The organism is Rahnella sp. 2050 (assembly GCF_040544515.1).
Lineage (GTDB): Bacteria > Pseudomonadota > Gammaproteobacteria > Enterobacterales > Enterobacteriaceae > Rahnella > Rahnella aceris.
In genome coordinates, this window is the sequence record NZ_JBEPKE010000005.1 from 114,123 (window position 1) to 138,875 (window position 24,753).

Annotated in this window: 24 protein-coding genes, 1 tRNA gene and 1 riboswitch; of the genes, 11 read left to right on the top strand and 14 right to left on the bottom strand. The window is 51.8% G+C overall.

Going from position 1 to position 24,753, the window contains the following annotated elements:
- Positions 1–77 precede the first annotated feature (77 nt).
- Entirely contained in the window at positions 78–749 is a 672-nt protein-coding gene (locus tag ABIC79_RS18535; protein ID WP_013573962.1) for a DUF1190 family protein, read from the top strand.
- Between the two features lie 9 nt (positions 750–758).
- Positions 759–1,919, top strand: a complete 1,161-nt coding sequence (locus ABIC79_RS18540; RefSeq protein ID WP_013573961.1) for a glutathionylspermidine synthase family protein — start codon at positions 759–761, stop codon at positions 1,917–1,919.
- Positions 1,920–1,971: 52 nt separating this feature from the next.
- Here the strand turns inward: ABIC79_RS18540 and ygiD are convergent, their stop codons facing one another.
- Positions 1,972–2,760 (bottom strand): 4,5-DOPA-extradiol-dioxygenase, encoded by a 789-nt coding sequence (gene ygiD / locus ABIC79_RS18545; RefSeq protein ID WP_121020137.1) that lies wholly within the window; start codon positions 2,758–2,760, stop codon positions 1,972–1,974.
- A 1-nt stretch (position 2,761) separates the two neighbouring features.
- On the opposite strand from ygiD, the gene ABIC79_RS18550 reads away from it, so the two are divergent.
- Entirely contained in the window at positions 2,762–2,968 is a 207-nt protein-coding gene (locus tag ABIC79_RS18550) for an ABC transporter ATP-binding protein (RefSeq protein WP_354568065.1), read from the top strand.
- Positions 2,969–2,999: 31 nt separating this feature from the next.
- Here ABIC79_RS18550 and ribB read toward each other — a convergent pair whose 3' ends face one another.
- Positions 3,000–3,653, bottom strand: a complete 654-nt coding sequence (ribB, locus tag ABIC79_RS18555) for a 3,4-dihydroxy-2-butanone-4-phosphate synthase (RefSeq protein WP_112152109.1) — start codon at positions 3,651–3,653, stop codon at positions 3,000–3,002.
- Positions 3,654–3,786: 133 nt separating this feature from the next.
- A riboswitch (FMN riboswitch) is annotated at positions 3,787–3,962 on the bottom strand.
- Positions 3,963–4,094: 132 nt separating this feature from the next.
- Between ribB and ubiK the strand changes: the two genes are divergently transcribed.
- A complete protein-coding gene (gene ubiK, locus ABIC79_RS18560; RefSeq protein WP_013573957.1) occupies positions 4,095–4,367 on the top strand; it encodes a ubiquinone biosynthesis accessory factor UbiK in 273 nt (90 codons plus the stop codon).
- 65 nt (positions 4,368–4,432) lie between these two features.
- On the opposite strand, the gene yjeH is transcribed toward ubiK, so the two are convergent.
- The 4 genes from yjeH to ABIC79_RS18580 form a co-directional block, all read right to left on the bottom strand.
- Positions 4,433–5,683, bottom strand: a complete 1,251-nt coding sequence (gene yjeH, locus ABIC79_RS18565) for an L-methionine/branched-chain amino acid transporter (protein WP_121020138.1) — start codon at positions 5,681–5,683, stop codon at positions 4,433–4,435.
- A gap of 103 nt (positions 5,684–5,786) precedes the next feature.
- Positions 5,787–7,214 (bottom strand): bifunctional D-glycero-beta-D-manno-heptose-7-phosphate kinase/D-glycero-beta-D-manno-heptose 1-phosphate adenylyltransferase HldE, encoded by a 1,428-nt coding sequence (hldE, locus tag ABIC79_RS18570; protein ID WP_013573955.1) that lies wholly within the window; start codon positions 7,212–7,214, stop codon positions 5,787–5,789.
- Between the two features lie 87 nt (positions 7,215–7,301).
- Positions 7,302–10,139, bottom strand: coding sequence for a bifunctional [glutamate--ammonia ligase]-adenylyl-L-tyrosine phosphorylase/[glutamate--ammonia-ligase] adenylyltransferase (gene glnE, locus ABIC79_RS18575; RefSeq protein WP_112152107.1), 2,838 nt, complete (start codon positions 10,137–10,139; stop codon positions 7,302–7,304).
- A gap of 57 nt (positions 10,140–10,196) precedes the next feature.
- Entirely contained in the window at positions 10,197–11,504 is a 1,308-nt protein-coding gene (locus ABIC79_RS18580) for a CYTH domain-containing protein (RefSeq protein WP_217244141.1), read from the bottom strand.
- Positions 11,505–11,784: 280 nt separating this feature from the next.
- Between ABIC79_RS18580 and ABIC79_RS18585 the strand changes: the two genes are divergently transcribed.
- Together ABIC79_RS18585 and ABIC79_RS18590 are read left to right on the top strand one after the other, a co-directional pair.
- Positions 11,785–12,405 (top strand): TIGR04211 family SH3 domain-containing protein, encoded by a 621-nt coding sequence (locus tag ABIC79_RS18585; protein WP_013573952.1) that lies wholly within the window; start codon positions 11,785–11,787, stop codon positions 12,403–12,405.
- 130 nt (positions 12,406–12,535) lie between these two features.
- Entirely contained in the window at positions 12,536–13,771 is a 1,236-nt protein-coding gene (locus ABIC79_RS18590; RefSeq protein WP_131638624.1) for a multifunctional CCA addition/repair protein, read from the top strand.
- Positions 13,772–13,849: 78 nt separating this feature from the next.
- Here ABIC79_RS18590 and bacA read toward each other — a convergent pair whose 3' ends face one another.
- Positions 13,850–14,674 carry an undecaprenyl-diphosphate phosphatase gene (gene bacA / locus ABIC79_RS18595; RefSeq protein ID WP_037034331.1) on the bottom strand — a complete coding sequence of 275 codons (825 nt, stop codon included), beginning with the start codon at positions 14,672–14,674 and terminating at the stop codon, positions 13,850–13,852.
- A gap of 186 nt (positions 14,675–14,860) precedes the next feature.
- The gene (gene folB, locus ABIC79_RS18600; protein ID WP_013573949.1) at positions 14,861–15,217 is read right to left on the bottom strand and encodes a bifunctional dihydroneopterin aldolase/7,8-dihydroneopterin epimerase; all 357 of its coding nucleotides are present in this window, start codon (positions 15,215–15,217) and stop codon (positions 14,861–14,863) included.
- A 107-nt stretch (positions 15,218–15,324) separates the two neighbouring features.
- Between folB and plsY the strand changes: the two genes are divergently transcribed.
- Positions 15,325–15,954 (top strand): glycerol-3-phosphate 1-O-acyltransferase PlsY, encoded by a 630-nt coding sequence (plsY, locus tag ABIC79_RS18605; RefSeq protein WP_112152105.1) that lies wholly within the window; start codon positions 15,325–15,327, stop codon positions 15,952–15,954.
- A gap of 184 nt (positions 15,955–16,138) precedes the next feature.
- Here plsY and tsaD read toward each other — a convergent pair whose 3' ends face one another.
- Positions 16,139–17,152 carry a tRNA (adenosine(37)-N6)-threonylcarbamoyltransferase complex transferase subunit TsaD gene (tsaD, locus tag ABIC79_RS18610; RefSeq protein WP_013573947.1) on the bottom strand — a complete coding sequence of 338 codons (1,014 nt, stop codon included), beginning with the start codon at positions 17,150–17,152 and terminating at the stop codon, positions 16,139–16,141.
- A 315-nt stretch (positions 17,153–17,467) separates the two neighbouring features.
- Between tsaD and rpsU the strand changes: the two genes are divergently transcribed.
- The 3 genes from rpsU to rpoD all read left to right on the top strand — a co-directional run bounded on the left by rpsU (position 17,468) and on the right by rpoD (position 21,608).
- A complete protein-coding gene (gene rpsU, locus ABIC79_RS18615) occupies positions 17,468–17,683 on the top strand; it encodes a 30S ribosomal protein S21 (RefSeq protein ID WP_001144069.1) in 216 nt (71 codons plus the stop codon).
- A gap of 135 nt (positions 17,684–17,818) precedes the next feature.
- Positions 17,819–19,567, top strand: a complete 1,749-nt coding sequence (dnaG, locus tag ABIC79_RS18620; RefSeq protein WP_013573946.1) for a DNA primase — start codon at positions 17,819–17,821, stop codon at positions 19,565–19,567.
- Between the two features lie 202 nt (positions 19,568–19,769).
- Positions 19,770–21,608: an RNA polymerase sigma factor RpoD gene (gene rpoD, locus ABIC79_RS18625; protein WP_013573945.1), complete on the top strand. Its 1,839-nt coding sequence runs from the start codon at positions 19,770–19,772 to the stop codon at positions 21,606–21,608.
- Between the two features lie 60 nt (positions 21,609–21,668).
- On the opposite strand, the gene ABIC79_RS18630 is transcribed toward rpoD, so the two are convergent.
- The 4 genes from ABIC79_RS18630 to mug all read right to left on the bottom strand — a co-directional run bounded on the left by ABIC79_RS18630 (position 21,669) and on the right by mug (position 24,126).
- Positions 21,669–22,136, bottom strand: a complete 468-nt coding sequence (locus tag ABIC79_RS18630) for a hypothetical protein (RefSeq protein WP_013573944.1) — start codon at positions 22,134–22,136, stop codon at positions 21,669–21,671.
- Between the two features lie 33 nt (positions 22,137–22,169).
- Positions 22,170–22,772: a RhiA family protein gene (locus ABIC79_RS18635; protein ID WP_013573943.1), complete on the bottom strand. Its 603-nt coding sequence runs from the start codon at positions 22,770–22,772 to the stop codon at positions 22,170–22,172.
- An 80-nt stretch (positions 22,773–22,852) separates the two neighbouring features.
- A complete protein-coding gene (locus tag ABIC79_RS18640; RefSeq protein WP_041672991.1) occupies positions 22,853–23,344 on the bottom strand; it encodes a hypothetical protein in 492 nt (163 codons plus the stop codon).
- Positions 23,345–23,622: 278 nt separating this feature from the next.
- Positions 23,623–24,126 (bottom strand): G/U mismatch-specific DNA glycosylase, encoded by a 504-nt coding sequence (gene mug / locus ABIC79_RS18645; protein WP_013573940.1) that lies wholly within the window; start codon positions 24,124–24,126, stop codon positions 23,623–23,625.
- 141 nt (positions 24,127–24,267) lie between these two features.
- Between mug and ABIC79_RS18650 the strand changes: the two genes are divergently transcribed.
- Positions 24,268–24,344 (top strand) — tRNA-Ile (locus ABIC79_RS18650).
- Positions 24,345–24,531: 187 nt separating this feature from the next.
- Here the strand turns inward: ABIC79_RS18650 and ABIC79_RS18655 are convergent.
- Positions 24,532–24,753, bottom strand: a complete 222-nt coding sequence (locus ABIC79_RS18655; protein WP_354568239.1) for a DNA-binding transcriptional regulator — start codon at positions 24,751–24,753, stop codon at positions 24,532–24,534.

A 24,753-nucleotide genomic window follows, 5' to 3' on the forward strand; every position in this document is an offset into this window, starting at 1 on the left:
TAACAATCAGCCGCTTTCCCCTATTCTTAGGCCCTACTGGGAAAGGGCAAAAAAGCCCTACACATGGGATAAGAACGATGAAACGGACACAACGCGTTAACCTGGCTACCTTCCGTAAATCATGGCGTAGCTCTCGAATCACTCCTGTCGCTCTGGCAGTCAGCGCAGTCTTTATGCTGGCCGGCTGCGAGAAAACCGACGAAACCGTTTCTCTGTATCAGAACGCTGATGACTGCTCGAAAGCCAATCCTTCCGGCAGCGCGCAATGTGTCGCAGCGTATGATGCAGCGAAACAGGAAGCGGCTAAAACCGCACCAAAATATGCCAGCCGCGAAGACTGTATCGCTGAATTCGGCGAAGGCCAGTGTACTCAGGCTCCGGCACAGTCTGGCGTCGCGACGGCTGAAAACCAGAGCAGCGGTGGCAGCATGTGGATGCCGCTGATGGCAGGTTACATGATGGGCCGCATGATGAGCGGTGGCGGTTACGCGCAACAGCCATTATTCAGCTCAAAAAACCCGGCCAGCCCGGCGAACGGTAAATTCGTCGATGCGACCGGTAAAAACTACGGCCCGGCAACTGCGGGCGGCCGGACCATGAACGTTCCGAGAACGGCGATGGCCCCTAAACCTGCCGTGACCAACACCATCACCCGTGGCGGTTTTGGCGACAGCGTGGCAAAACAAACGTCGATGCAACGCAGCTCTTCTGCCACGTCACGCAGCCCTGGCCGCAGCATGGGTGGCTAAGAGACTCTGATGAAACGTTTAGCCATTAACGAGCGCCCGGACTGGCGCGAAAAAGCCACGGAGTTTGGCTTCAACTTCCACACCATGTATGGCGAACCCTACTGGTGTGAAGATGCTTATTACCAGTTCACGCTGGCGCAGATCGAAGAGATCGAAGACGCGACGGCGGAGATTCATCAGATGTGCCTGAAGGTCGTTGAGCGCGTGGTGAATGACGACAAACTGATGGCGAAATTCCAGATCCCAAAACATGTCTGGGAATTTGTCCGCAGTTCATGGCGCACGCAACAGCCTTCGCTGTATTCACGTCTGGATCTGGCCTATGACGGCGTTAATCCGCCGAAGCTGCTGGAAAATAACGCCGATACGCCGACGTCTTTGTATGAAGCCGCTTTCTTCCAGTGGCTATGGCTTGAAGATCAGATAGCGGCAGGCAATTTGTCGCAAGACGCTGATCAGTACAACAGTCTGCAGGAAAAGCTGATTGAGCGTTTTGCCGAGCTGAAAAATCAGCATGGTTTCTCGTTGCTGCACATCGCCTGCTGTCAGGACACTGAAGAAGATCGCGGTACGGTGCAATATTTGCAGGACTGCGCGCTGGAAGCAGAACTGGCCAGCGAATTCCTGTTTATCGAGGAAATCGGGCTGGGAGAACGCGGACAATTCACCGATACGCAGGATCAGGTGATTTCGAATCTGTTCAAGCTGTATCCGTGGGAATTCATGTTCCGCGAAGTCTTCGCGACCAAACTGGAAGATGCCGGTGTTCGCTGGCTGGAACCGGCCTGGAAAGCCATTCTGTCGAATAAAGCCTTGTTACCGCTGTTGTGGGAAATGTTCCCGGATCACCCGAACCTGTTACCGGCTTATTTTGCCGAAGACCCGCATCCGGAACTGGATCACTACGTGGTGAAGCCGCTGTTTTCCCGCGAAGGCGCGAACATTAAAGTCATCGAGAAAGGCCAGGAAGTGGCCCGCGTTGATGGCCCGTATGGCGCGGAAGGCATGATCGTGCAGCAGTTCCATCCGCTGCCGGTGTTTGAAGGCAGTTACACGCTGATCGGCAGCTGGCTGGTCAACGATCAACCTTGCGGGATCGGCATCCGCGAAGATAAAGCACTGATCACCCAGGATCTGTCACGTTTCTATCCGCATACTATTGTCGGATAAAAAAACTAAAAAAGGATAATGAATAAATTCATTATCCTTTTTATTCGCCAAATTAACCTACCTGAACGGAAAGCATCGAAAGCGATCCCATTACGATCCCGTCCGTTGGCTGCGTGATTGGCTCAGCACCATCCCACGCCCCTAAAACGTACAGTAATGGCAGATAGTGATCCGGAGACGGATTGGATAACGCGCCGCCTTCGTGCTCCATAAATTTCACCAGAGGATGATCTTTCGCCTCACCTTTCCAGTTCAGATTATCTTTCACATATGTCTCGAAAGATGTCGCCCACGGATAAGCTTCGGCGTTACCGTCCCATTTTACCATCCGCAGGTTGTGGACTACGTTACCGCTGGCGACAATCATTACCCCTTCGTCACGTAAAGCCGCGAGCTTCTTGCCTAATTCATAATGGAATTCAGGGGGTTGCGTGCCATCAATACTCAGCTGGATCACCGGAATATCCGCGTCAGGATACATCTTGATCAGCACACCCCAGGTACCGTGGTCGAAGCCCCACTCGTGGGTATCGGAAATCACATTCACCGGGCTGAGTAATTCCTGAACACGTTTTGCCAGCGCCGGTGAACCGGGTGCCGGATAGCGCTTATCAAACAGCGCCTGCGGGAACCCTCCAAAGTCATGAATGGTGCGCGGATTCTCCATTGCCGTTACTGCAGTGCCGCGCGTGAACCAGTGCGCTGACACGGCCAGAATCGCTTTTGGACGCGGTAATGTTTCGCCCAGCGCATGCCAGGCACGGGTATACACATTGTCCTCCAGCACGTTCATCGGGCTGCCGTGGCCTAAGAAAAGTGCGGGCATACGTTGAGTCGTCATCATGAATTCCTTACCGCAAGATAAAAGAGAGCAGCCAGTGAGTCACCTGCCGCGTGATGACCATACGGTACTCTTTTTGATTACCGCTGACAGCCGGATAACCATGAAGGAGATATTCAATAAATTTGATGAAAAAAATCAAAGAAGGCAGGAGGAGTCTATTTTGCAAAGACCCATTTTGGCAATAAAAAGCAAAAAGGCCGCATAAGCGGCCTTTTCTGTTACGCACAACCCCTTACTTAGCTTGCCTGACGGGTCTGCGCCTGACGATAGGCCACCAGATCGGCGATGGTCACTACCGGCATATTATGCCGACGGGCAAAGACAATAACTTCAGGCGCATGCGCCATACTGCCGTCGTCATTAGTCAGTTCACACAGCACGCCGTAAGGCTTCAGGCCTGCCAGCGTCGCCAGATCAACCGACGCTTCAGTGTGACCGCCACGGGACAGCACACCACCAGCCTGCGCGCGCAGCGGGAAGATATGCCCCGGACGATTCAGGTCAGAAGGTTTCGCGCCATCTTTGATGGCTGCACGAATAGTGGTGATACGGTCGGCAGCAGAAACACCGGTAGTCACACCTTCAACCGCTTCAATAGTCACGGTAAATGGCGTCTGGAACGGACTGGAGTTGTTCTCAACCATCATTGGTAAATCCAGCTTTTTACGGCTGTCTTCGTTCATGGTCAGGCAAACAATACCGCTGCCGTGGCGAATGGTCAGTGCCATTTGCTCAACGGTCATGTTTTCAGCGGCAAAGATTAAATCGCCTTCGTTTTCACGATCTTCGTCATCCAGCACCAACACACCCACGCCGTTACGCATGGCGTCAATAGCACGCTCAACGCGTTCAGCTGATGTACCGAATTCGGAAAGTAGGGTCTGATTCATGGTAAAAATAACCTCATGTTCTGTATGTGGATTACCAGAATCAGGGCGTCTTGAGGAGGCTAGCTGCAGCCGCCAGATGGCGTGCTACAGTTATAAAAAATAACGCAGCGGGCAATATTTGCCCGGCTTGAATCGTTACTCTCTCCCATCCGGACTTTAACCGTCGGCCCCGGAATTACACCGGATCTGCTGACCTCTAACCCCGAAGGATTGAGCGCTCGCGGGCTTCCACATGGAAGGGATTATGATCCTTCCGATATTCCGTGGTTTACCGCCGGTGGGGACTTTCACCCCGCCCTGAGAATAAGCAAAACAACTATAGCGCCAATAAATGAGCAGAGCAATCCTGTGGTTTGTCCAATTAGTGCCCCTGAAGGTTTATAGAAACAGCATCAGCGATTACACTAAGGAAAAGCACCTCCTTCGAGAAAAGGAAATAACATGATTGACCCGAAAAAAATTGAACAAATTGCCCGCCAGGTTCACGAATCTATGCCTAAAGGGATCCGTGAGTTTGGTGAAGATGCCGAAAAGAAAATCCGTCAGGTATTGCAGGCGCAGTTCAGCCGCATGGATTTAGTCAATCGCGAAGAGTTTGACGTTCAGACCCAGGTTTTACTGCGTACCCGTGAAAAACTGGCTGTACTGGAACAACGTCTTGCTGCGCTGGAAGGCAAGCTGACTGAAACGGAAAAGCCGCAAGATCCGGCCTGATTATTGCGAATGATATCATCAGAAAAGGCCTGCTCAGCAGGCCTTTTTGCTGTGCGAAATCGGCGTTACCGTACATGAAGTACCGTTGTGGCGCGTGGCAATAACAGCCACAATCCTGCAAACACCACGACTGCATACAGCGCTTTCCAGCCGACCATCGCCAGCAATCCGCAGCACAATACAGCGCCCAGCATCGCCATCCATTTCGAGCGTCCTGCCAGGATCCGGATCCCCGCCAGCATACATAACAGATAAATCAGGATGAAAATCCCATTGGCGTAAGTGATTAGCGCGCCGAGCGGCAGGTGCAGCCAGTAAATCAGTAACGTAAACAACGCGCAGCAGCCCACCACTAAATTCAGCGCGGGCACCGGCACTTGCTGAGCGGAAAGCTGTGCGAGTTTACTTTGCGGCTTGAGCTGAGCCTGTGACCACACCAGCCGGGCGAAACTCTGGGTATAAATATTCACGCTGGCAAAACACGCCAGATAGCCAATAATGCAGGCGATCCACAACGCTTTTTGTCCGAAGAGCTGTACGACGATACCCGGCAATGATGCGCCTGCTTCCCGCCCTTCTCCCCAGGCATGGAATTTCAGCACCGCTACCGTACATCCCCAGTAAACTGCGCCAGCCACCAGCATGCCGATCAACAACGCGCGCGGGAAATCCCGTTCCGGATGACGAAATTCGGTCGCCAGATGCGCGAAAGCCTCAAGTCCGACAAAACACCAAAACATCACCGCCAGCGCGTCAAACAGGTTCGATGGTGAGACGTCACGCACCGAAGGCAGCGGAATTTCAGGCAGAGAAATATCCCCTTTCCACCAGATTGCCACCACCAGCGCGATCACCAGAAAAGCGATTAGCGTTTGAATATTGGCACTGGACCCGGCACTGCGTGTGCCGAGGAACCAGATAACAAACAGCGTACCCAACTGCACCAGCAGCAGGTTTATGCTGCTCCAGCCAAAGGCGGCCTGCCAGAAACCGGCAGCAATATGCAATGCGGCGGGCAATCCGACTGGAATAACTGACAGGAATAACCAACCGGTGACCCGCGCCATATGCGGCCCGAAAGCTTTGCCGACAAAATGCGCTGCACCGCCCGCGCTGGGGAAATGCCGCCCAAGCGCAGCAAACCCGATGGCTATCGGAAACACCAGCAGGATCAGCACCGGCCACGCCCACAGGCTGTCATTTTGTGCCAGCTGAGCCGCCAGTGCAGGCACCGCAAAGACACCAGTCCCCAGTAATGAGGTTGAAAGCAGCCCGACGCCCTGCGCCAGACTCAGTTCCTGTTTTAATCCGCTCACAACAGAGCCACTTCCGTTTTGCGTTATTGATTGAAAAATCAAAAAGAAAAGGGCTTATCAGATAAGCCCTTCAGTGCAGGTAACATGGTCTTCCCGGAGGAAATCAGTCCTGCGCTTTGATCTGATTGATGATTTTGGTAGTGGACAAACCATCTTCAAAATTCAGCACACGGACTTCGCCGCCATTCGCCCAGACTTCCTGACAACCGGCGATTTGCTCAGGCTTATAGTCGCCGCCTTTCACCAGCAGATCAGGCAAGATCCCGGCGATCAAACGCTGCGGCGTGTCTTCATCAAAAGAAACCACCCAGTCCACGGCACCCAGTGCACCCAGCACGATCATGCGGTTTTGCAGCGTGTTTACGGGACGGGTTTCGCCTTTCAGGCGTTTGGTCGAAGCATCGCTGTTAACGGCGACAATCAGACGGTCGCCCAGTTTGCGGGCGTTTGCCAGGTAAGAAACATGTCCCGCGTGCAGGATGTCAAAGATGCCGTTGGTCATTACGACTTTTTCGCCGCGCTGACGCGCCATCGCCACGGCGGCTTTTAGCTGTTCTTCGTTCATCACGCCAAAACCAACGTCTGAACGCCCGCCGATCGCATTTTCCAGTTCAACCGGCGAAACGGTTGAGGTGCCGAGTTTACCCACCACCACACCGGCGGCGGCGTTCGCCAGGAAGCAGGATTCTTCCAGCGTATTACCGGCGGCCAGCGCAGCGGCCAGCGTACCGATCACCGTGTCACCGGCACCGGTCACGTCATACACTTCCTGCGCCTGCGTTGGCATATGGAATGGCGCTTTGCCTGGCTGTAACAAGGTCATGCCGTGTTCAGAACGGGTGACCAGAAGCGCGGAAAGTTCGAAATCAGCGATCAGTTGCATACCACGGGCGACAATTTCATCTTCGTTTTTGCAACGACCGACAACGGCTTCGAATTCGGACAGATTTGGTGTCAGTAAAGTCGCACCACGGTAACGTTCGAAATCAGATCCTTTAGGATCAACCAGCACCGGTACGCCAGCTTTTCTCGCCAGCTGGATCATTTTCTGCACTTCAGTCAGTGCACCTTTGGCGTAGTCTGACAGCACCAGTGCGCCACTTTGTGGTAAAGCTTGTTCGATTTTGGTCAGCATCGGCTGGAGATCAACACCTTCAAAACCTTCTTCAAAGTCGAGGCGGATCAGTTGCTGGTTACGGGACAATATACGCAGCTTAGTGATGGTCGGATGCGTGGATAACGCCACGAAATCGCAGTTTACTTTCACTTCCGCCAGACGCTCACTCAGGGCACGGGCGGCATCGTCAACGCCGGTCAGACCGATCAGACGCGAAGAAGCACCGAGAGACGAAATGTTCATCGCCACGTTTGCCGCGCCGCCAGGACGTTCCTCGATGGTATTGACCTTCACCACCGGCACCGGCGCTTCCGGTGAAATACGATTGGTCGGGCCATACCAGTAGCGATCTAACATTACGTCACCGACAACCAGCACACCCGCGCGGTGAAAATCAGGCAAAGTCACTTTCATCCCAAGACTCCAAAACAGATAAATCAAATCGGGTAAATACAATGCGCCGGATAATATCACAAGCGCCTGTTACCCGAATAAAAACCCTCAGCCCAGCCAGTTCGCCCAGCTGGCGCGGATTTGCGCGCGCTCCGCCGCAAAACTGTCTGCGGCCACTTTCCCGCTGTGCTCCTGCAAAGCGAGGTGATGAATTTCATCGCGCAGCGTGACATAAGCCTGCGTCAGATTTCGAGCCTCTTCTTCCGGCATGATGTCGTGTTGCGCCATCAGCTCAAAAATCCTCACATTATCGGACCAGCGCGTCAGCTTCGGCTCATCATGCGCGAAACGCAGAACCAGATATTGTGCAATGAATTCAATATCCGTAATGCCACCCGGATCGGCTTTCAGATCGAACTCGTCGGCTTTTTTACTGCCCAGATGGGCATACATTTTCTCGCGCATTTCACGGACTTCCTTACGCAGTCCTTCACCATCGCGCTGGCGGCAAAGAATGTCGCGACGCGTGGCATTAAATTGCTGCGTCAGTTGCGGATCACCGTAAACCACGCGCGCGCGAACCAGCGCCTGATGCTCCCATGTCCAGGCTTCATTGGCCTGATAATCGGCAAAAGCTTCGATGGTGCTGACCAGCATGCCGGAGGCACCGGAAGGTCGCAGACGCGGGTCAACCTCATAAAGAATGCCTGACGACGTACGGGTGCTGAATAAATGCATGATGCGCTGCGCCAGCCGCAGATAAAACTGACGCCCGTCGATGCTGCGTTCGCCATCGGTCATCACCTCCGGCGCACAGTCGAGCAGGAAGACCAGATCCAGATCCGAGCTGTAACCCAGCTCCCAGCCACCGAGTTTTCCGTAACCGACCACGGCAAAACCGCGCCCTTCACGGTGCTGAAGATGCGCTGGCTGACCGTATTTTACGACCATCTGTTCCCACGCCTGTTGCACCACAACGTCGAGAATGGCCTCCGCAAGGTAGGTTAAATGGTCACTGACTTTCATCACCGGCAATGCGCCGGAAATATCCCCGGCTGCAATACGCAGATGCTGCGCCTGCTTGAACTGACGTACCGCTTCAAGCTGTTGTTCTTCGTCTTCCGTCGGCACCCGCATCAGATACTGGCGCAGTTCGTCGCGGTACGCGCCCGGCTCCACCGGCTGGTAAAGCGTGCGTGTGTCGAGCAGTTCATCGAGCAATAAAGGATGGCGGGCGAGTTGGCTCGCGACCATCGGTGAAGCGGCGCACAGGCGGATTAACTGTTTGAGCGCACCGGGGTATTCCACCAGCAGCTCGATATACGTCGTACGTGTGACGATATTGAGCAGCAACTGCATCAGGCGCTGTAACGTCACATCGGCATTTTTATAGGTGCAGACCTGCGCCAGCAAACGCGGCATCAGCAAATCCAGCTGGTCACGACCACGCGGCCCGATCGTGCGTTTATCTACATCACGGCGGAAATCGGCAATCTGATATAAAACATGTCGTTGCGCGTTTTCGTCAAGTTGCGGCACCAGTGGCGCCAGCTCGGCAGGCTCAAGCGCATCAATCCATAAACTGCTGAACTGGGAGAGTTGCACATCATCTTCAGCATCTGGCGTGTCATCACCAATCAGCTCGTTAAACACCGAGCGCACGGCCTGCATGTGAGCATTCACTGCATCCAGAAGCTGCGGCCAGCCGGCATAATTCATCCCCCACGCCAGACGTGCCTGATTCAGTTCATCTGACGGTAAGGTTTGTGTTTGCTCGTCCGCTATTGCCTGTAACAGATTTTCCAGACGGCGCAGGAACAGATAGCTGTTACGCAACTGCAACACCTGTTCTACCGGCAACAGCCCCAGATTTTCCAGCGCCTGAAGCGTTGGCAGCAACGCACGCTGCTGCAATGCCGGTTCGCGCCCGCCACGGATCAGCTGGAATACCTGCACGATAAATTCAATCTCACGGATACCGCCTGCGCCGAGTTTGATGTTGTCTTTCAGACCCCGGCGGCGTACTTCACGAGCGATCATGCCTTTCATGTTACGCAGGGACTGGATCACGCTGAAATCGATATAACGGCGGAAGACAAATGGCATCAGCATTTTGCGCAATTCCTGACTGCTGATGTCCTCCGCGCCGCCCATCAGACGCGCTTTCACCATCGCGTAACGCTCCCAGTCACGCCCCTGTTCCTGATAATAATCCTCCAGTGCCGGGAAGCTCATCACCAGCGGGCCGCTGTCGCCGAACGGGCGCAAACGCATGTCCACGCGATATACAAAACCGTCGATAGTGGGCTGATCCAGCACTTTGATCAGCCGCTGGCCGAGACGGGTGAAAAACTGCGCATTATCCAGTTCACGCCGCCCGCCGCGGGTCTGACCATTTTCCGGATAAGCAAAAATCAGATCGATATCCGAGGAGAAATTCAGCTCGCCGCCGCCCAGTTTACCCATCCCGAGGATCAGCATTCTTTGCGGTTCGCCAGCAGCATTGACCGGCGTACCAAACTCGCGACAGCAAGCGTCGTAAAGCCAGCCGCGGGCGCTGACAATCAATAATTCCGCCAGTTCACTCAACTGATGAAGCGTGTCTTTCGCTTCACTGGTTTGCGCGGACTGCGACCACGCAATGCGGGTCAGAATGCGACGACGAAACAGACGTAACGCTTTCATCAGCCCGGCTTCGTCAGCCACCTGTGTCAGCGATTCCTCCAGCCACTGGCGGTAAAGTTGCCACTCCTGCGCCTGAGGGGGATTTTGGTCAATTTCATGCCACCACTGCGGAAAAGCCAGCAAACTGTCCGTTACGAATTCACTGCTGCTCAGCACGGCCAGTTGCGCATCATCGGGAAGGGGCAGGTTTTCAGGATGTTCACGCCAGCGTTCAAGCAAACTCTGCGCATGGCTTTGCAAAACAGAAGAAAGTGGCAACATGAAGTCAGATTCCTTGCAAAAAAAAGCCCGGGCAATTTGCCCAGGCTTATCAGTCAATTAACGAGGTTGTCCGTTTAACCAGAAAGCATCCATCATCACCGCGTGAGAACGGGCCGAATCCTCCCAGGCGTGCTGCTGCTGAACGATGGCCTGTTGCAGATCGGCCCAGCCGGCAATATACGCGGCAACGTCTTTTTCAGGGTAAGCACCGGCCAGCAAATGGAAGGTAATGATCTGGCGTTTAAGGCGCGCCAGTTGGTCACGATAGCCTTCTTCCGTCAGCGGCTGTGCAAAGGCTTCTTTCAGATCGGCGGCAGTGCGGCCGAGCATGATGTCAGCAAAGCGCTTGAAGGAACCGTCCATTTTTTTCGCGGATTTATCATCAATAAACGGCGCCCACCCTGATGTTGCCAGCCAGGAAGTAAGCACTAACTTGCATTTCAGATATGCCGCGCTGTAACAGATTTCCTGTGCATCCGCCGATTTCTGTTCCAGAACCGGCACCAGATCAGTAAGTAAGGTACGCAGCTCAGAAGAGGCTTTACGCGGCACAAGTCCGCCGAACAGCACCAGAACCTGGCGCACAGTTTCCACGGCCTGCAACACAGTCAGGCGCGCAGTTTTGTCGCCGCGAACCCACAATTCTTCATGATATTGCCAGTGATCCAGCGCCAGTTCGAACATCGCAGACATAGCCTGCTCAACCGTAGCTTTCGGTTTCGCTTTAAACACCGGCAGCGGTTTGATGTCACGGGCAGGATTGCCCTTTGCAAGATGATAACCACGAGCCGCCTTGCTGAAACCACCCTGCCGCAAGCCGCCGTGCGCGCCAATTTCAGCCGCCAGCGCCAGTAAATCAGCGGTGTTACCTTTTTTCAGCTCAAGTTCAATTTCAGCCAGTGGTTCGTTTAATTCGCCAGCCACCACTTCGCCCTGATCTAACCCAAGTTCGATCTCGCTTTCGCCGTAAGTGATCACCCACTTCTCGCGGGTGAAATCCGTGCGGAAGAGCGGAGCGAGTTCTTTCTGCAATGCAGCGGGTTTGCACCCTTCCGGCCAGATATCTTTCGGGAACGCGCTCAGTTTCAACACCGGCTTTTTCAGCTCAACGTTGTATTCAGGGCGCTGATGTAACCCCCCCACCACTTTGCCACCGGTTTTGATGGTCATTTCATACTGATCGTCAAAACCACGGATCCGCAGACCCATGTCATGCGAACGTAAATAGTTTTCCGCAGTCTCAAAATAGATGTTGGTCAGTTTCGAAGGCGCGGTGTGCACGCTGTTAAAACCAGCGAGTTGCGAAGGTAATTCGGCGATTGCGGCCGGGGTGGCGATAAATTTTAATTCTATTTCTACGGTCATATGAGTCTTCACACCGATTCTTTGCTGCCAAAAGGGATTAACGCGTCGCTGCCAATTCTATCATAAGCACAGCGCGCAAGCCGCATGTTGCGGGATTGTAAGATAGTTCTCATTCCGGTTTATACATTGCGTCGTCACACTGTTGCCCTTACTATCGGTCTCCAACTTTTAGTACTTATATGAGTGCAATGGCCGGACAGTGGCGGTTGCCAGAAGACGTATCCTGATAAAACGGATCCACACTTCACGTTCCCTAAATTCACAAAGAAACGATGAAATAATGCAGAAATTACGCCTAATTGGTTTCGCTTTGCTTGGTTTAAGCATGACATGGGGCGCTCACGCTGATGAGAAGCGCTATATCTCCGACGATTTGATTACCTATATCCACAGTGGTCCAGGTAATCAGTATCGCATCGTTGGCACCCTGAATGCCGGTGAAGAAGTCACCCTGCGCAGTGTCAACGACAGTACGAAATACGGTGAGATTGTTGATTCAAAAGGTAAAACCGCCTGGATCCCGCTTGATCAGTTAAGCAATGTGCCGAGCTTGCGTACCCGCGTTCCGGATCTGGAACAACAGGTGAAAACGCTGACCGACAAGCTGACCAATATTGATTCCAGCTGGAACCAGCGCACGGCAGAAATGCAGGCCAAAGTCTCTTCCAGTGACGGCATCATCAACGGCCTGAAGAAAGAAAATCAGGATTTGAAAAATCAGCTGATCGTGGCGAAGAAGAAGGTTGACGCGGTCAATGTGCAGCTCGACGACAAACAAAGAACCATTATCTTACAATGGTTTATGTATGGCGGCGGTGTCGCGGGTGTCGGTCTGGTGCTGGGTCTGCTGTTGCCACATCTCATCCCACGTCGCAGGAAAAAAGATCGCTGGATGAGCTGACAGCTCAGCATCCTGATCGTTTCCCTAAGGCACTTCGGTGCCTTTTCGTGTTTCCATCAGTCAGGAAATCTTCAGCGCAACTTTGCTATGATGAAGACAGAGTCCTTTGGCTAATTTCAGGAGTTATCGCGTGGAGATTTACCTGGTCGGCGGCGCAGTCCGAGACAGTTTATTAAACCTGCCTGTGTCTGAACACGATTGGGTGGTAGTGGGCGCGACGCCTGAATATATGCTCGAAAATGGCTATCAGCAGGTCGGTAAAGATTTTCCGGTCTTCCTGCATCCGGTCACTCACGATGAATATGCGCTGGCCCGTACTGAGCGGAAATCTGGCTCCGGTTATAACGGCTTTACCTGTTATGCCGCACCGGATGTCACGCTGGAACAAGATCTGATGCGTCGGGATCTGACCATTAATGCCATCGCCAAAAGCAACGATGGCGAACTTTTCGATCCCTATCACGGTCAGCGTGATATCGAACAACGCCTTTTGCGCCACGTTTCCGATGCTTTCGGCGAAGATCCGCTGCGGGTTCTGCGCGTTGCCCGCTTTGCTGCACGCTTCGCGCATTTAGATTTCACGGTCGCCCCGGAAACGCAGGCGCTGATGCAACAGATGGCGGAAAGCGGTGAGCTGGAAGCCCTCACACCTGAACGTGTGTGGAAAGAAACCGAGAAAGCGTTACAAACGCAGGATCCGCAGGTCTATTTCCAGGTGCTGCGCGATTGTGGCGCCCTGAAAGTGCTGTTTCCTGAAATCGATGCATTATTTGGCGTGCCTGCACCGGCGAAATGGCATCCGGAAATTGATACCGGCATACATACGCTGATGACGCTGAAAATCGCCAGTACCCTGACGCCTGACGTCGATGTGCGTTTTTCGGCGCTTTGCCATGATTTGGGTAAGGCTCTGACGCCGCCGCAATTCTGGCCCGCCCATCACGGTCATGGCCCGGCGGGCGTGAAACTGGTGGAAAAACTCTGCCAGCGGCTGAAAGTGCCGACGCACATTCGTGATTTAGCGAAACTGGTCGCGGAGTTCCATGACCTGATCCACACCGTCAATAAACTGCGTCCGGAAACCTTGTTAAAACTGTTCGACACCATTGATGTCTGGCGTAAACCGCAGCGTCTTGAGCAGATGATCATGACCAGTGAAGCCGATGCGCGCGGGCGTACGACATTTGAAAATAATCCCTATCCGCAAGGCGATTACCTGCGTGAAGCCTTTGAAGTCGCCAGCAGCGTTTCAAATAAAGAGGTGCTGGATGCGGGTTTCCAGGGTATGGCTATCCGTGATGAACTGAAGAAACGCCGTACTCAGGCGCTGGCCGACTGGAAACAAACTCAGGACGTGGCGATTTAAACGCTGGCTTTATTCATAAGAAAAGCCCCGCCGGTGATTCACCGTGCGGGGCTTTTTATTGCCTCAGGGAAGCAAAAATCAGGCGATAAACACAAAATACACGGCAATTGCCACGAAGAAACGGTAAATCGCAAACGGGATAAACGAAATGCGTTTAATCACCGCCAGGAAGGTTTTAATCGCGATCAACGCAACAATGAACGCAGAGACAAACCCTGTGGCAAACATCGGTAAATCCGCCATATTCAGGAAGCTGTAGCTCTTGTACAAATCCAGAGCCGTCGCGCCCATCATCATCGGCACCGCCAGCAGGAAAGAGAACTCAGATGCCGCAAAACGGCTGATCCCCATTAACATCCCCCCACTGATGGTTGCCCCTGAGCGGGAGAACCCGGGCCAGAGCGCCAGACACTGAAAAACACCAATCATAAACGCCTGCACGTAGGTGATGTCATCCAGTCCCTCGGCACGCGGTTTTTTAGGTTTCAGCAACTCGGCAGCAATCAGCAAAATACCGCCGACCACCAGTGCATACATGACATATTTTGGCTCGAACAACGCTTTGATTTGAGAGTGCAGAAGCAGCCCCAGTACCGTTGCCGGAATCATCCCCAAAATAATATGCAATAAATTTAAACGACGAGAACCCGAGCCTTCATGAACCGGCGGTTTACCAAAATGCAAACCTATCATGTTGAACAAACGACGCCAGAACATCACGACCACGGCCAGAATTGAACCTAACTGGATAACCACTTCAAATGATTTTGAGGTATCTCCCGTAAAGCCAAGAAGATTGCCGACAATAATCAAATGACCGGTAGAAGAAACAGGCAAAAACTCGGTGAGTCCTTCAACCACCCCCAAAATAGCCGCAACAAGCAAAGAATGACTTTCGACGATCATTATCGCACCCTACCCTTTAAAAGATCCGCTGATGGGAAATATGCTTACAATACACACAATAAAAAAGCGGCATCATGCTGAGCCGCTTCAGTAAAGAAAACCCGGCAACCCGGACTTTCCTTTTAACGCTTCTTTATGACATTCAATAGACAAGCGTTTTCTAAATTGTATCCATAACAGGATTTAAAAACGCTTTCCACGCTCGATAATCACGCCGACATTCGCTGCCTGAGCAACAGCGCCCGGTTTGCTGAGCTTAATCCGAACCCACGGAGAATTAAACCGGCTCAGCAGCAATGTCGCCACCTCTTCCGCTACGCGTTCAACCAGCGCAAAATTTTGTGAAGAAACATGCCCGATCACCGCATCACTGACATCAGCATAGCTTAAACAGTCATTCACATCGTCAGTGGCGGCGGACTTTTGGTTATCCCAGGCCATTTCGATATCGAATACCAGTTTCTGTTTAATGGTCTGTTCCCATTCGTAAGCGCCAATGGTAGTGATTACATTTAGTTGCTCAATAAATACGATATCCATCACGTGATTCTCTGTTTTTGGCCCAGCCGGATACCACTTCCAGCAGAAAATGCGTATTATCCATGGATGTTGCGATTAAAACGACCCTTATTAGACGGAACGGCTTTATGAGTGCTACCGCGCTTGGAATGATTATTTTCGCCTACCTCTGCGGCTCGATTTCCAGTGCTATTCTGGTCTGCCGGGTAGCCCGTTTACCCGATCCGCGCACAGCGGGCTCAGGTAATCCCGGCGCCACCAACGTTTTACGCCTGGGTGGCCGTCTGGCCGCTGCCGCTGTTCTGATTTTCGATGTCCTCAAAGGCATGCTGCCGGTCTGGCTGGCATACCGTCTGAACATTCCGCCTATGTATCTTGGCCTGACGGCCATCGCGGCATGTCTTGGCCATATCTATCCGGTCTTTTTCCGCTTTAAAGGCGGCAAAGGTGTTGCCACGGCGTTTGGTGCTATCGCCCCCATCGGCTGGGACCTGACCGGCCTGATGACCGGCACATGGCTCCTGACCGTGCTGCTGAGCGGCTATTCGTCACTGGGTGCGATCGTCAGCGCACTGATTGCGCCATTTTATGTCTGGTGGTTCAAACCGGAGTTCACCTTCCCGGTCGCCATGCTTTCCTGTCTGATCCTGTTGCGTCATCACGATAATATTCAGCGCCTGTGGCGTGGTCAGGAAGGAAAAATCTGGGATAAGCTGAAGAAAAAACGTAAAGCGGCGAAAGAAGATAAGACCGAATAGTCAGTAAAATGCAGATTGCAGACATAAAAAAACGACCTCAGGCGGGTCGTTTTTTATTGGTTTTTTTCAGCTCAGCCAGCCTGACTGAGCGGGAGCGAGACAAGGCGTCAGGAGACCTGAAAGCGCAGCATAATTGAGTATGTGAGCATTTCGGGTCGATGCAACAACGCAGTCGCAGCCCCACTCAGACTGGCGGAAGCTCCGCTAACGGCCAGCGAGGGCGAACGGTCACACCGAGATCAGGAGTTGCACCGCTTTTCAGCCGCACCATGCCTGCATACGCGATCATCGCACCGTTATCGGTACAGAATTCAGGACGCGCATAAAATACCTGACCGCCACGTTTTGCCATCACCTCAGCCAGTTTGGCGCGTAATGTGCGGTTCGCGCTGACACCACCGGCCATTACCAGCTGTTTAAAACCCGTCTGATCCAGTGCACGTTTGCATTTTATGGCCAGCGTATCCACCACCGCATCTTCAAAAGCGCGGGCAATGTCGGCATGTGTCTGCGGGTCGCTGTCATTGCCACGAATGGTATTCGCTGCGAAAGTTTTGAGGCCGGAGAAACTGAAATCCAGCCCCGGCCGGTCTGTCATCGGGCGCGGGAAGGTAAAACGTCCGGCAACGCCCTGAGAAGCCATTTTCGACAGCAACGGCCCCCCCGGATAATCAAGGCCGAGCAATTTAGCTGTTTTATCAAAGGCTTCACCGGCAGCATCATCAATGGATTCGCCGAGCAAGGTATATTCGCCAATTCCGGTGACGCTGATTAACTGCGTATGTCCGCCGGAAACCAGCAGCGCCACAAACGGGAAATCCGGCGGATTATCTTCCAGCATCGGTGCCAGCAAATGGCCTTCCATGTGATGCACCGGCACGGCAGGCACATCCCACGCAAATGCCAGAGAACGCCCGATGGTTGCGCCCACCAGCAACGCCCCGACCAGACCAGGGCCGGCGGTGTACGCCACGCCATCGATATCCTGAGCAGTCAGCCCGGCTTCTTTCAGCGCAGCCTGAATCAAGGGTACTGTTTTACGTACATGGTCACGCGATGCCAGTTCTGGCACCACACCGCCGTAATCTGCATGCAGTTTTACCTGACTATACAGTTGGTTGGCTAACAAACCGGCTTCGCTGTCATAAACTGCAATTCCGGTTTCATCGCAGGAGGTTTCAATACCCAGTACTCGCATCACTCTTTCCATCATGTTTTCGCGCTAACTCGCGGCGCGCAGTTTAGCACACAAGCTTCGGCGGGTGCTGCACCGGAGTGGGAATTCCTCGCTTCGCAGGCCAATTAATGTCGAGCAATTTTGATTGATTGGTATATAATCGCCGCCCGACGCAAAACAAGCGCACAATGTTGCAGAAGGGTTGCAGAAAGCGCCTGTTTCAATTTGCCGTTATGCTTTACAAGACGACGCGAATTGGAGTAAAATTCCGCACCATTTTGAAATGTGCTGGTACAACATCAGCAAACAAACCGATTTTATCGAGGTGAGAGGCACATGCCTGTAATTAAAGTACGTGAAAACGAGCCGTTCGACGTAGCTCTGCGTCGCTTCAAGCGTTCCTGCGAAAAAGCAGGTGTTCTGGCAGAAGTTCGTCGTCGTGAATTCTATGAAAAACCGACTACCGAACGTAAACGCGCTAAAGCATCTGCAGTAAAACGCCACGCCAAGAAACTGGCTCGCGAAAACGCACGCCGCACTCGTCTGTATTAATCTTCGGGGGCAACCCCAAATCGCGTGATTTGCAATATTAAGAACGCGCAGACTGCGTAGTAGCATACGAAGGCCGTGCTTTCCGAAAGGAATGCGCGGCTTGTTCTCGTTTATAGGCTAGTGAGTAAGGGGCTTATGGCTGGGAGAATTCCGCGCGTATTTATCAATGACTTGCTGGCTCGCATCGATATCGTCGATTTGATCGACGCTCGGGTAAAGCTCAAGAAACAGGGTAAAAATTATCACGCGTGCTGCCCTTTCCACCATGAGAAAACACCCTCATTTACCGTAAATGGCGATAAGCAGTTTTATCACTGTTTCGGCTGTGGTGCCCACGGCAACGCCGTCGATTTCCTGATGAACTATGACAGGCTTGAGTTTGTCGAAAGCATTGAGGAACTGGCGACAATGCAGGGTTTGGAAGTGCCGTACGAAGCAGGCACCGGTCCGAGCCAGATGGAGCGTCATCAGCGTCAAAGCCTCTACCAGTTGATGGCACCGCTTAGCGAGTTCTATCAGCAATCACTTAAACAGGCTGCAGGGGCTCCCGCACGGGAATATCTTGCCCGGCGCGGTTTAAGTGAAGACGTCATCAGCCATTTCGCCATTGGTTTCGCCCCACCGGGTTGGGACAACGCATTAAAGCGTTTCGGTAAAAATGCCGATGATAAAGCGTCTCTGATTGATGCCGGTATGTTGGTCACCAATGACAATGGCCGCAGCTATGATCGTTTCCGCGAACGGGTGATGTTTCCTATTCGTGATAAACGTGGCCGCGTAATTGCCTTTGGCGGCAGGGTTCTCGGTGACGGTACGCCGAAATACCTGAACTCACCGGAAACCGAAATTTTCCATAAAGGCCGCCAGTTGTATGGCCTGTATGAAGCACAGTTAAAGCACCCGACGCCAGCGCGTTTGCTGGTGGTTGAAGGGTATATGGATGTCGTCGCACTGGCGCAGTTCGGCATTGATTATGCCGTTGCCTCATTGGGCACGTCCACGACCGCTGATCATATTCAGCTGATGTTCCGCAGCACAGACAACATCGTTTGCTGTTACGACGGTGACCGCGCGGGACGTGAAGCCGCATGGCGCGCACTGGAAACGGCACTGCCGTATCTTAATGATGGCCGCCAGCTGCGTTTTATGTTTTTACCCGACGGCGAAGATCCAGACACGCTGGTGCGTAAAGAAGGCAAAGAAGCGTTCGAACAACGTATGGAACAGGCGATGCCGCTGTCCACTTTCCTGTTTGATTCGCTGTTGCCGCAGGTAGATTTGAGCAGCCCTGACGGGCGGACCAAATTGAGCATGCTGGCATTGCCGCTGATCCGCCAGGTTCCCGGTGAAACGTTACGAATGTATTTGCGTCAGCAGTTAGGGAATAAGCTCGGTATTTTGGATGACAGCCAGCTGGAAAAGCTGATGCCTAAACAGGCAGAAAGTAGCAATGTCTATCAGGCGCCCCAGCTAAAACGCACAACCATGCGTATACTTATAGGGTTACTGGTACAAAATCCACAACTGGCTACACTTATACCCTCACTGCAAGGTTTGGAGCAAGCGAAGCAACCAGGACTGGATCTGTTCAGCGAGTTAGTAACCACTTGCTTAGCCCAGCCGGGGCTGACGACGGGCCAGTTACTGGAACTTTATCGCGACAATAAGTTCTACCAGCAGCTTGAAACTCTGGCGACATGGAACCACATGATCGTAGAGGACATGGTCGAGGAGGAATTTCGCGCCACGTTAGCCAGCCTGTATGACTCGATTTTAGAGCAACGGCTTGAAACTTTGATTGCAAAAGCCAGGACGCATGGCCTGAGTCCGGAGGAACGGACCGAAGTCAGTTCCCTGAATCAGGTGTTAGCGAGAAAGAGTTAACAAGTTAAATAACAAGAACATAAAAAGTAATGCGTCAGGCGTTACTACTAAAAAACGGCTTAAGTGCCGATATAAAGCGGGGCACGGCCCTGCGCAGAGCCGCCCTGGTGGGCCGCGGCACAATAAACGCCCCTAACGTTATTGTTGGCGATGTTACCCGACCGACACCAACCCAAATACTCTGAAGTGTGGATACCGTCTTATGGAGCAAAACCCGCAGTCACAGCTTAAGCTACTTGTCACCCGTGGTAAGGAGCAAGGCTATCTGACCTATGCTGAGGTCAATGACCATCTGCCGGAAGATATCGTCGATTCCGACCAGATCGAAGACATCATCCAGATGATTAACGACATGGGCATCCAGGTACTTGAAGAAGCACCGGACGCCGATGATTTGATGCTGGCCGAAAACCGCCCTGATACCGACGAAGACGCTGCAGAAGCGGCGGCGCAGGTACTTTCCAGCGTTGAATCCGAAATTGGCCGTACCACCGACCCTGTGCGTATGTATATGCGCGAGATGGGTACCGTTGAGTTGCTGACCCGTGAAGGCGAAATCGACATCGCCAAACGTATCGAAGACGGTATCAACCAGGTTCAGTGCTCCGTTGCTGAATATCCTGAAGCTATCACTTATTTGTTAGAGCAATATGACCGTGTAGAAGCTGGCGAAGTCCGCCTGTCTGACTTGATCACAGGTTTTGTTGACCCTAACGCCGAAGAAGAAATCGCACCAACTGCGACTCACGTGGGTTCTGAACTGACCACCGAAGAGCAGGATGATGATGATGAAGACGAAGATGAAGACGACGATGCTGAAGACGACAACAGCATCGACCCGGAACTGGCTCGCCAGAAGTTCACCGAACTGCGTGAACAGCATGAAGCGACGCGTCTGGTCATCAAGAAAAACGGCCGTAGCCACAAGAGCGCAGCAGAAGAAATCCTGAAGCTGTCCGATGTGTTCAAACAATTCCGTTTAGTGCCAAAACAGTTCGATTTCCTGGTTAACAGCATGCGTTCCATGATGGATCGCGTTCGTGCTCAGGAACGTCTGATCATGAAAGTGTGCGTTGAACAGTGCAAAATGCCGAAGAAAAACTTCGTCAATCTGTTCGCCGGTAACGAAACCAGCGATACCTGGTTTGATGCTGCTCTGGCAATGGGTAAACCCTGGTCTGAGAAGCTGAAAGAAGTCACCGAAGACGTACAGCGCGGCCTGATGAAGCTGCGTCAGATCGAAGAAGAAACTGGCCTGACTATCGAACAGGTAAAAGACATCAACCGTCGCATGTCTATCGGCGAAGCGAAAGCCCGTCGCGCGAAGAAAGAGATGGTTGAAGCAAACTTACGTCTGGTTATTTCGATCGCGAAGAAATACACCAACCGTGGTCTGCAGTTCCTTGACCTGATCCAGGAAGGTAACATCGGCCTGATGAAAGCCGTTGATAAGTTTGAATATCGCCGTGGTTATAAGTTCTCAACTTATGCGACCTGGTGGATCCGTCAGGCTATCACCCGCTCCATCGCCGACCAGGCGCGTACCATCCGTATCCCGGTACATATGATTGAGACGATCAACAAACTCAACCGTATCTCCCGTCAGATGCTGCAAGAGATGGGCCGCGAGCCGACGCCGGAAGAACTGGCTGAACGTATGCTGATGCCGGAAGACAAAATCCGCAAAGTGCTGAAAATTGCGAAAGAACCAATCTCCATGGAAACGCCAATCGGCGACGATGAAGATTCGCATCTGGGTGATTTCATCGAGGATACCACCCTCGAGCTGCCACTGGATTCTGCAACGTCTGAAAGCCTGCGTTCTGCAACACATGACGTTCTGGCTGGCCTGACCGCACGTGAAGCGAAAGTTCTGCGTATGCGTTTCGGTATCGATATGAACACTGACCACACGCTGGAAGAAGTGGGCAAACAGTTCGACGTTACCCGTGAACGTATCCGTCAGATCGAAGCGAAAGCGTTGCGTAAACTGCGCCACCCAAGCCGCTCCGAAGTGCTGCGCAGCTTCCTGGACGATTAATCGTCCTCTGGTTGTCAGTCACGAACAGAAAAGCCCCGGCAGAAATGCCGGGGCTTTTTATTACTGGTTTTCTAAACTGACATTCACCCAGGCAGTATTATCCGGTAATGGAATAAGCCCGCTGCTGACACCCGTCAAACCAAATACTTTCGAGGCCGGCGAATCAGCATGCAATTCCAGATAAAACGTCTGAGCAAAACTGAGTAAAACTTCCGTACTGTCTGCTGACTCGCAGGCATCAATATAAACGTTACCCGTATAACCCGGTGGGAAAATACTTTTCACGTTTAAATAAAGCGTATCACCATTAACATAAAAGGCCTGGGCTTTATCACCGATGACCGGCCGGTCATTATCCCCCTGAAAAGCACCGTGGGAGATAATAAACAGATTTTCATTCTGTTCCAGTAACCGCAACTCAGAATGAAATATTTTGTAACTCGACTTAAAGACTGACTGGTACTGCGCCATTGAAGCACTGGCAACATGTTCCAGTTCCGGATCATCGGTACAGACGATAAGAATCATAATATTACTCCGTAAGTAAATTAAACTGATGACTCAGCCAACAGACCAGGTGTTATCATTTTTCAGCTGAACATTCAGGTTGTAAGTATTCGGCGCAAACTCAAGCTGCTGCTTATTGGTAATCTGACCAATATCAAGCACCTGACCCGGCGTATAATTACCAAAAGTGATCCAATAAGTTGGATGCGGCGTGAAGGTCAGGTTGATGTTCGGCTGTGCCTGAACAACAAAGGTACCCGCCCCCGACATACCGACCCCGACAGAGGCCTGATTCAGCGGTAAACTGCTGTCGTTCGTGACATACAACGTACCGTTCTTTCCGCCGGTGGTCTGTTGTTCGAATTCAAACGCCCCCTCGGAATAGCTCAGCGTCACCTGATTATTGTTCGTCAGGCTGGCAGGAAGGGTTTGAGAGGCATCGAATTTCACACCGGGGATCAGCACACCGGTTTCATCCCAAACAAAACTGTAATCAATTCCCCAGTCAAACTGCACTTTGGTTTTTGGATGTGCCACTTTGGAGAACCACGCCAGTGACATCACTTTGGGATCGGTGATATCCGGAGAGGTTTGATAAATACAAATTGCGCCGGTATTTACAGAGTTGTTTGCTACAGTGACAGAATATTGAGTCATAATATTTACCTTTTATATTAAAATGAATGAGAAAATAATTGTGTGTAGTCTTTGCCTTCTCTTAACTTCCTCGACCTCCTTTACAGACACGCGTTACGTGATTTAATTAGCCGGATACTTCGCATCGTAATACCAAAAGTTTGTGTGAGTAGTTTTGCCGGAATATCTTCTTTCATCGCCACTTGCATTGCTGCCCGGCGAATAGCGATAAACACCCCCCAGTTGGATGGCGTATCCAGATATCCAGAAGAATCAATTTTTTTATAAATTCTGTTATATTTATTTTGCGGGATATTAATCCCGTAGATCTGATAAAACTTCTCTGCCTCTTTGGGCATGTATATTTTTCTCCCTCCATGGAGATGAATAAAATGAAATAATCCGGCGAAACCACCATGTTCAGCAAATTCCGATGCTATCCAGGGCATCACCGACATGATGCAGACGCTGTTTTTTTCACAAAAGCTGATTAATCTTGCTTCTCTTTCTGAATGCCGGAGCGGTAGTCCTGAAAATAGTTCGAACCATTCCTCCAGATTTTCCTGTCTTTCTTCGGTTTCAACATTAGCCATATCTCCTGCTCCTGAAGAATCAAACTGCCTGACTACTTTGCTGCTCACCCCGAATGAGGCGATGGAATAAGTTTTAGTTCAGTTGAGCGCATTCACACGGGGGAAGCATTCCTCTTACATTAAATATGCAAATGTATTCAGGTGGGGTTCAGAGAGTATAAAGCTGCTTTAATAGCGAAATAATTTGGTAAATCAACCAAAACCAAGACGATTATTAATAAAATAATCATCATGGCGAGATTTTATATCTGAGGGAATAATAAGAGGAGGTGACGGGATTATGCTGTGTTTTCTAATGATAAGAATAGTTCACGGTATGCGGATACCAGTTCATCCAGCGTCGCCCGGTTCAGGCCGCTTGGGTTAGGCAGCACCCAAACTTCCGTGTCACCGATTTTCAACGCCTGACGTCCCCAGTTCACCTTACTGATGCCAAACGCTTTACTGAATGCCTGTTTGCCTAAAACAGCCAGCGCACGCGGCTGATAGTATTCAATTTTTGCCATCAACGCTGCGCCCCCTTCGCGCAACTCATCGCGAACCAGCTCCGTTGCCTCAACGGTCGGACGTTCCACCAGCATGGTGATCCCGCAATCTGTATCCAGCAAATGCTGTTCTTCTTCAGGCTTAAGTAAACGCCCGGTAAAACCCGCCTGATAGATAACCTTCCAGAAGCGGTTATTGGCATTAGCGAAATGGAAACCATGATGAGCAGTGGATAAGCCGGGATTGATGCCGCAAAACACGACAGAAAGATCCCGGGCGATAATATCTGTAATCATTATTATCCCTTAAGATGTATTTACCTGAGTTATAGGTAAAAACGCAGTGAACACAACAGACTAAAACTGTGCACAAAACGCGCATACAAACCGAAGACATATAGACCTGTAAGCAGAGTTTACCGTATAATCCCGCACCTCGGCCCTTTAGCTCAGTTGGTTAGAGCACGCGACTCATAATCGCTTGGTCGCTGGTTCAAGTCCAGCAAGGGCCACCAAATTTTAGCTTTAAAATCATATAATTAAGCCACTTTTTACGAAGTGGCTTTTTTGTTTCCATTTTTCAGTGGCGATGAAATGGCGATGCATTTTCACGGGTGGCTATTCTCTTAACCGGCTCCTCCTTTCCTTTTTTGCAAAAATGCAAAAAAACCCGCTTTCGCGGGCTTCTGTTGAAATGTGTTTTCAGTGCATCTGGAAGGACTGCTGCTGATGTTTATCTGGATGCAGTTGAACGGCGTGAACTGTTCCCGGCTCCACAATGATGTCAGCGATCGATTCATGAGTTTTGAACGTGCAACTGCAATTAATATTTTGGCATTGATGATAACGCTCTTTGGTGTTCGCGCTCAGGTAACGGCTTGAACGGGCGTGGGCAGCGTGCTGGCATTTCGGGCAGTGCATCAT

What these genes read in the sequence shown, in the direction of transcription:
- ABIC79_RS18535 (WP_013573962.1), top strand. Translation starts at nt 78, where the DNA reads ATGAAACGGACACAACGCGTTAACCTGGCTACCTTCCGTAAATCATGG.
- ABIC79_RS18540 (WP_013573961.1), top strand. Translation starts at nt 759, where the DNA reads ATGAAACGTTTAGCCATTAACGAGCGCCCGGACTGGCGCGAAAAAGCC.
- ygiD (WP_121020137.1), bottom strand. Translation starts at nt 2,760, where the DNA reads ATGACGACTCAACGTATGCCCGCACTTTTCTTAGGCCACGGCAGCCCG.
- ABIC79_RS18550 (WP_354568065.1), top strand. Translation starts at nt 2,762, where the DNA reads ATGAATTCCTTACCGCAAGATAAAAGAGAGCAGCCAGTGAGTCACCTG.
- ribB (WP_112152109.1), bottom strand. Translation starts at nt 3,653, where the DNA reads ATGAATCAGACCCTACTTTCCGAATTCGGTACATCAGCTGAACGCGTT.
- ubiK (WP_013573957.1), top strand. Translation starts at nt 4,095, where the DNA reads ATGATTGACCCGAAAAAAATTGAACAAATTGCCCGCCAGGTTCACGAA.
- hldE (WP_013573955.1), bottom strand. Translation starts at nt 7,214, where the DNA reads ATGAAAGTGACTTTGCCTGATTTTCACCGCGCGGGTGTGCTGGTTGTC.
- glnE (WP_112152107.1), bottom strand. Translation starts at nt 10,139, where the DNA reads ATGTTGCCACTTTCTTCTGTTTTGCAAAGCCATGCGCAGAGTTTGCTT.
- ABIC79_RS18580 (WP_217244141.1), bottom strand. Translation starts at nt 11,504, where the DNA reads ATGACCGTAGAAATAGAATTAAAATTTATCGCCACCCCGGCCGCAATC.
- ABIC79_RS18585 (WP_013573952.1), top strand. Translation starts at nt 11,785, where the DNA reads ATGCAGAAATTACGCCTAATTGGTTTCGCTTTGCTTGGTTTAAGCATG.
- folB (WP_013573949.1), bottom strand. Translation starts at nt 15,217, where the DNA reads ATGGATATCGTATTTATTGAGCAACTAAATGTAATCACTACCATTGGC.
- plsY (WP_112152105.1), top strand. Translation starts at nt 15,325, where the DNA reads ATGAGTGCTACCGCGCTTGGAATGATTATTTTCGCCTACCTCTGCGGC.
- tsaD (WP_013573947.1), bottom strand. Translation starts at nt 17,152, where the DNA reads ATGCGAGTACTGGGTATTGAAACCTCCTGCGATGAAACCGGAATTGCA.
- rpsU (WP_001144069.1), top strand. Translation starts at nt 17,468, where the DNA reads ATGCCTGTAATTAAAGTACGTGAAAACGAGCCGTTCGACGTAGCTCTG.
- dnaG (WP_013573946.1), top strand. Translation starts at nt 17,819, where the DNA reads ATGGCTGGGAGAATTCCGCGCGTATTTATCAATGACTTGCTGGCTCGC.
- rpoD (WP_013573945.1), top strand. Translation starts at nt 19,770, where the DNA reads ATGGAGCAAAACCCGCAGTCACAGCTTAAGCTACTTGTCACCCGTGGT.
- ABIC79_RS18630 (WP_013573944.1), bottom strand. Translation starts at nt 22,136, where the DNA reads ATGATTCTTATCGTCTGTACCGATGATCCGGAACTGGAACATGTTGCC.
- ABIC79_RS18635 (WP_013573943.1), bottom strand. Translation starts at nt 22,772, where the DNA reads ATGACTCAATATTCTGTCACTGTAGCAAACAACTCTGTAAATACCGGC.
- ABIC79_RS18640 (WP_041672991.1), bottom strand. Translation starts at nt 23,344, where the DNA reads ATGGCTAATGTTGAAACCGAAGAAAGACAGGAAAATCTGGAGGAATGG.
- mug (WP_013573940.1), bottom strand. Translation starts at nt 24,126, where the DNA reads ATGATTACAGATATTATCGCCCGGGATCTTTCTGTCGTGTTTTGCGGC.
- ABIC79_RS18655 (WP_354568239.1), bottom strand. Translation starts at nt 24,753, where the DNA reads ATGATGCACTGCCCGAAATGCCAGCACGCTGCCCACGCCCGTTCAAGC.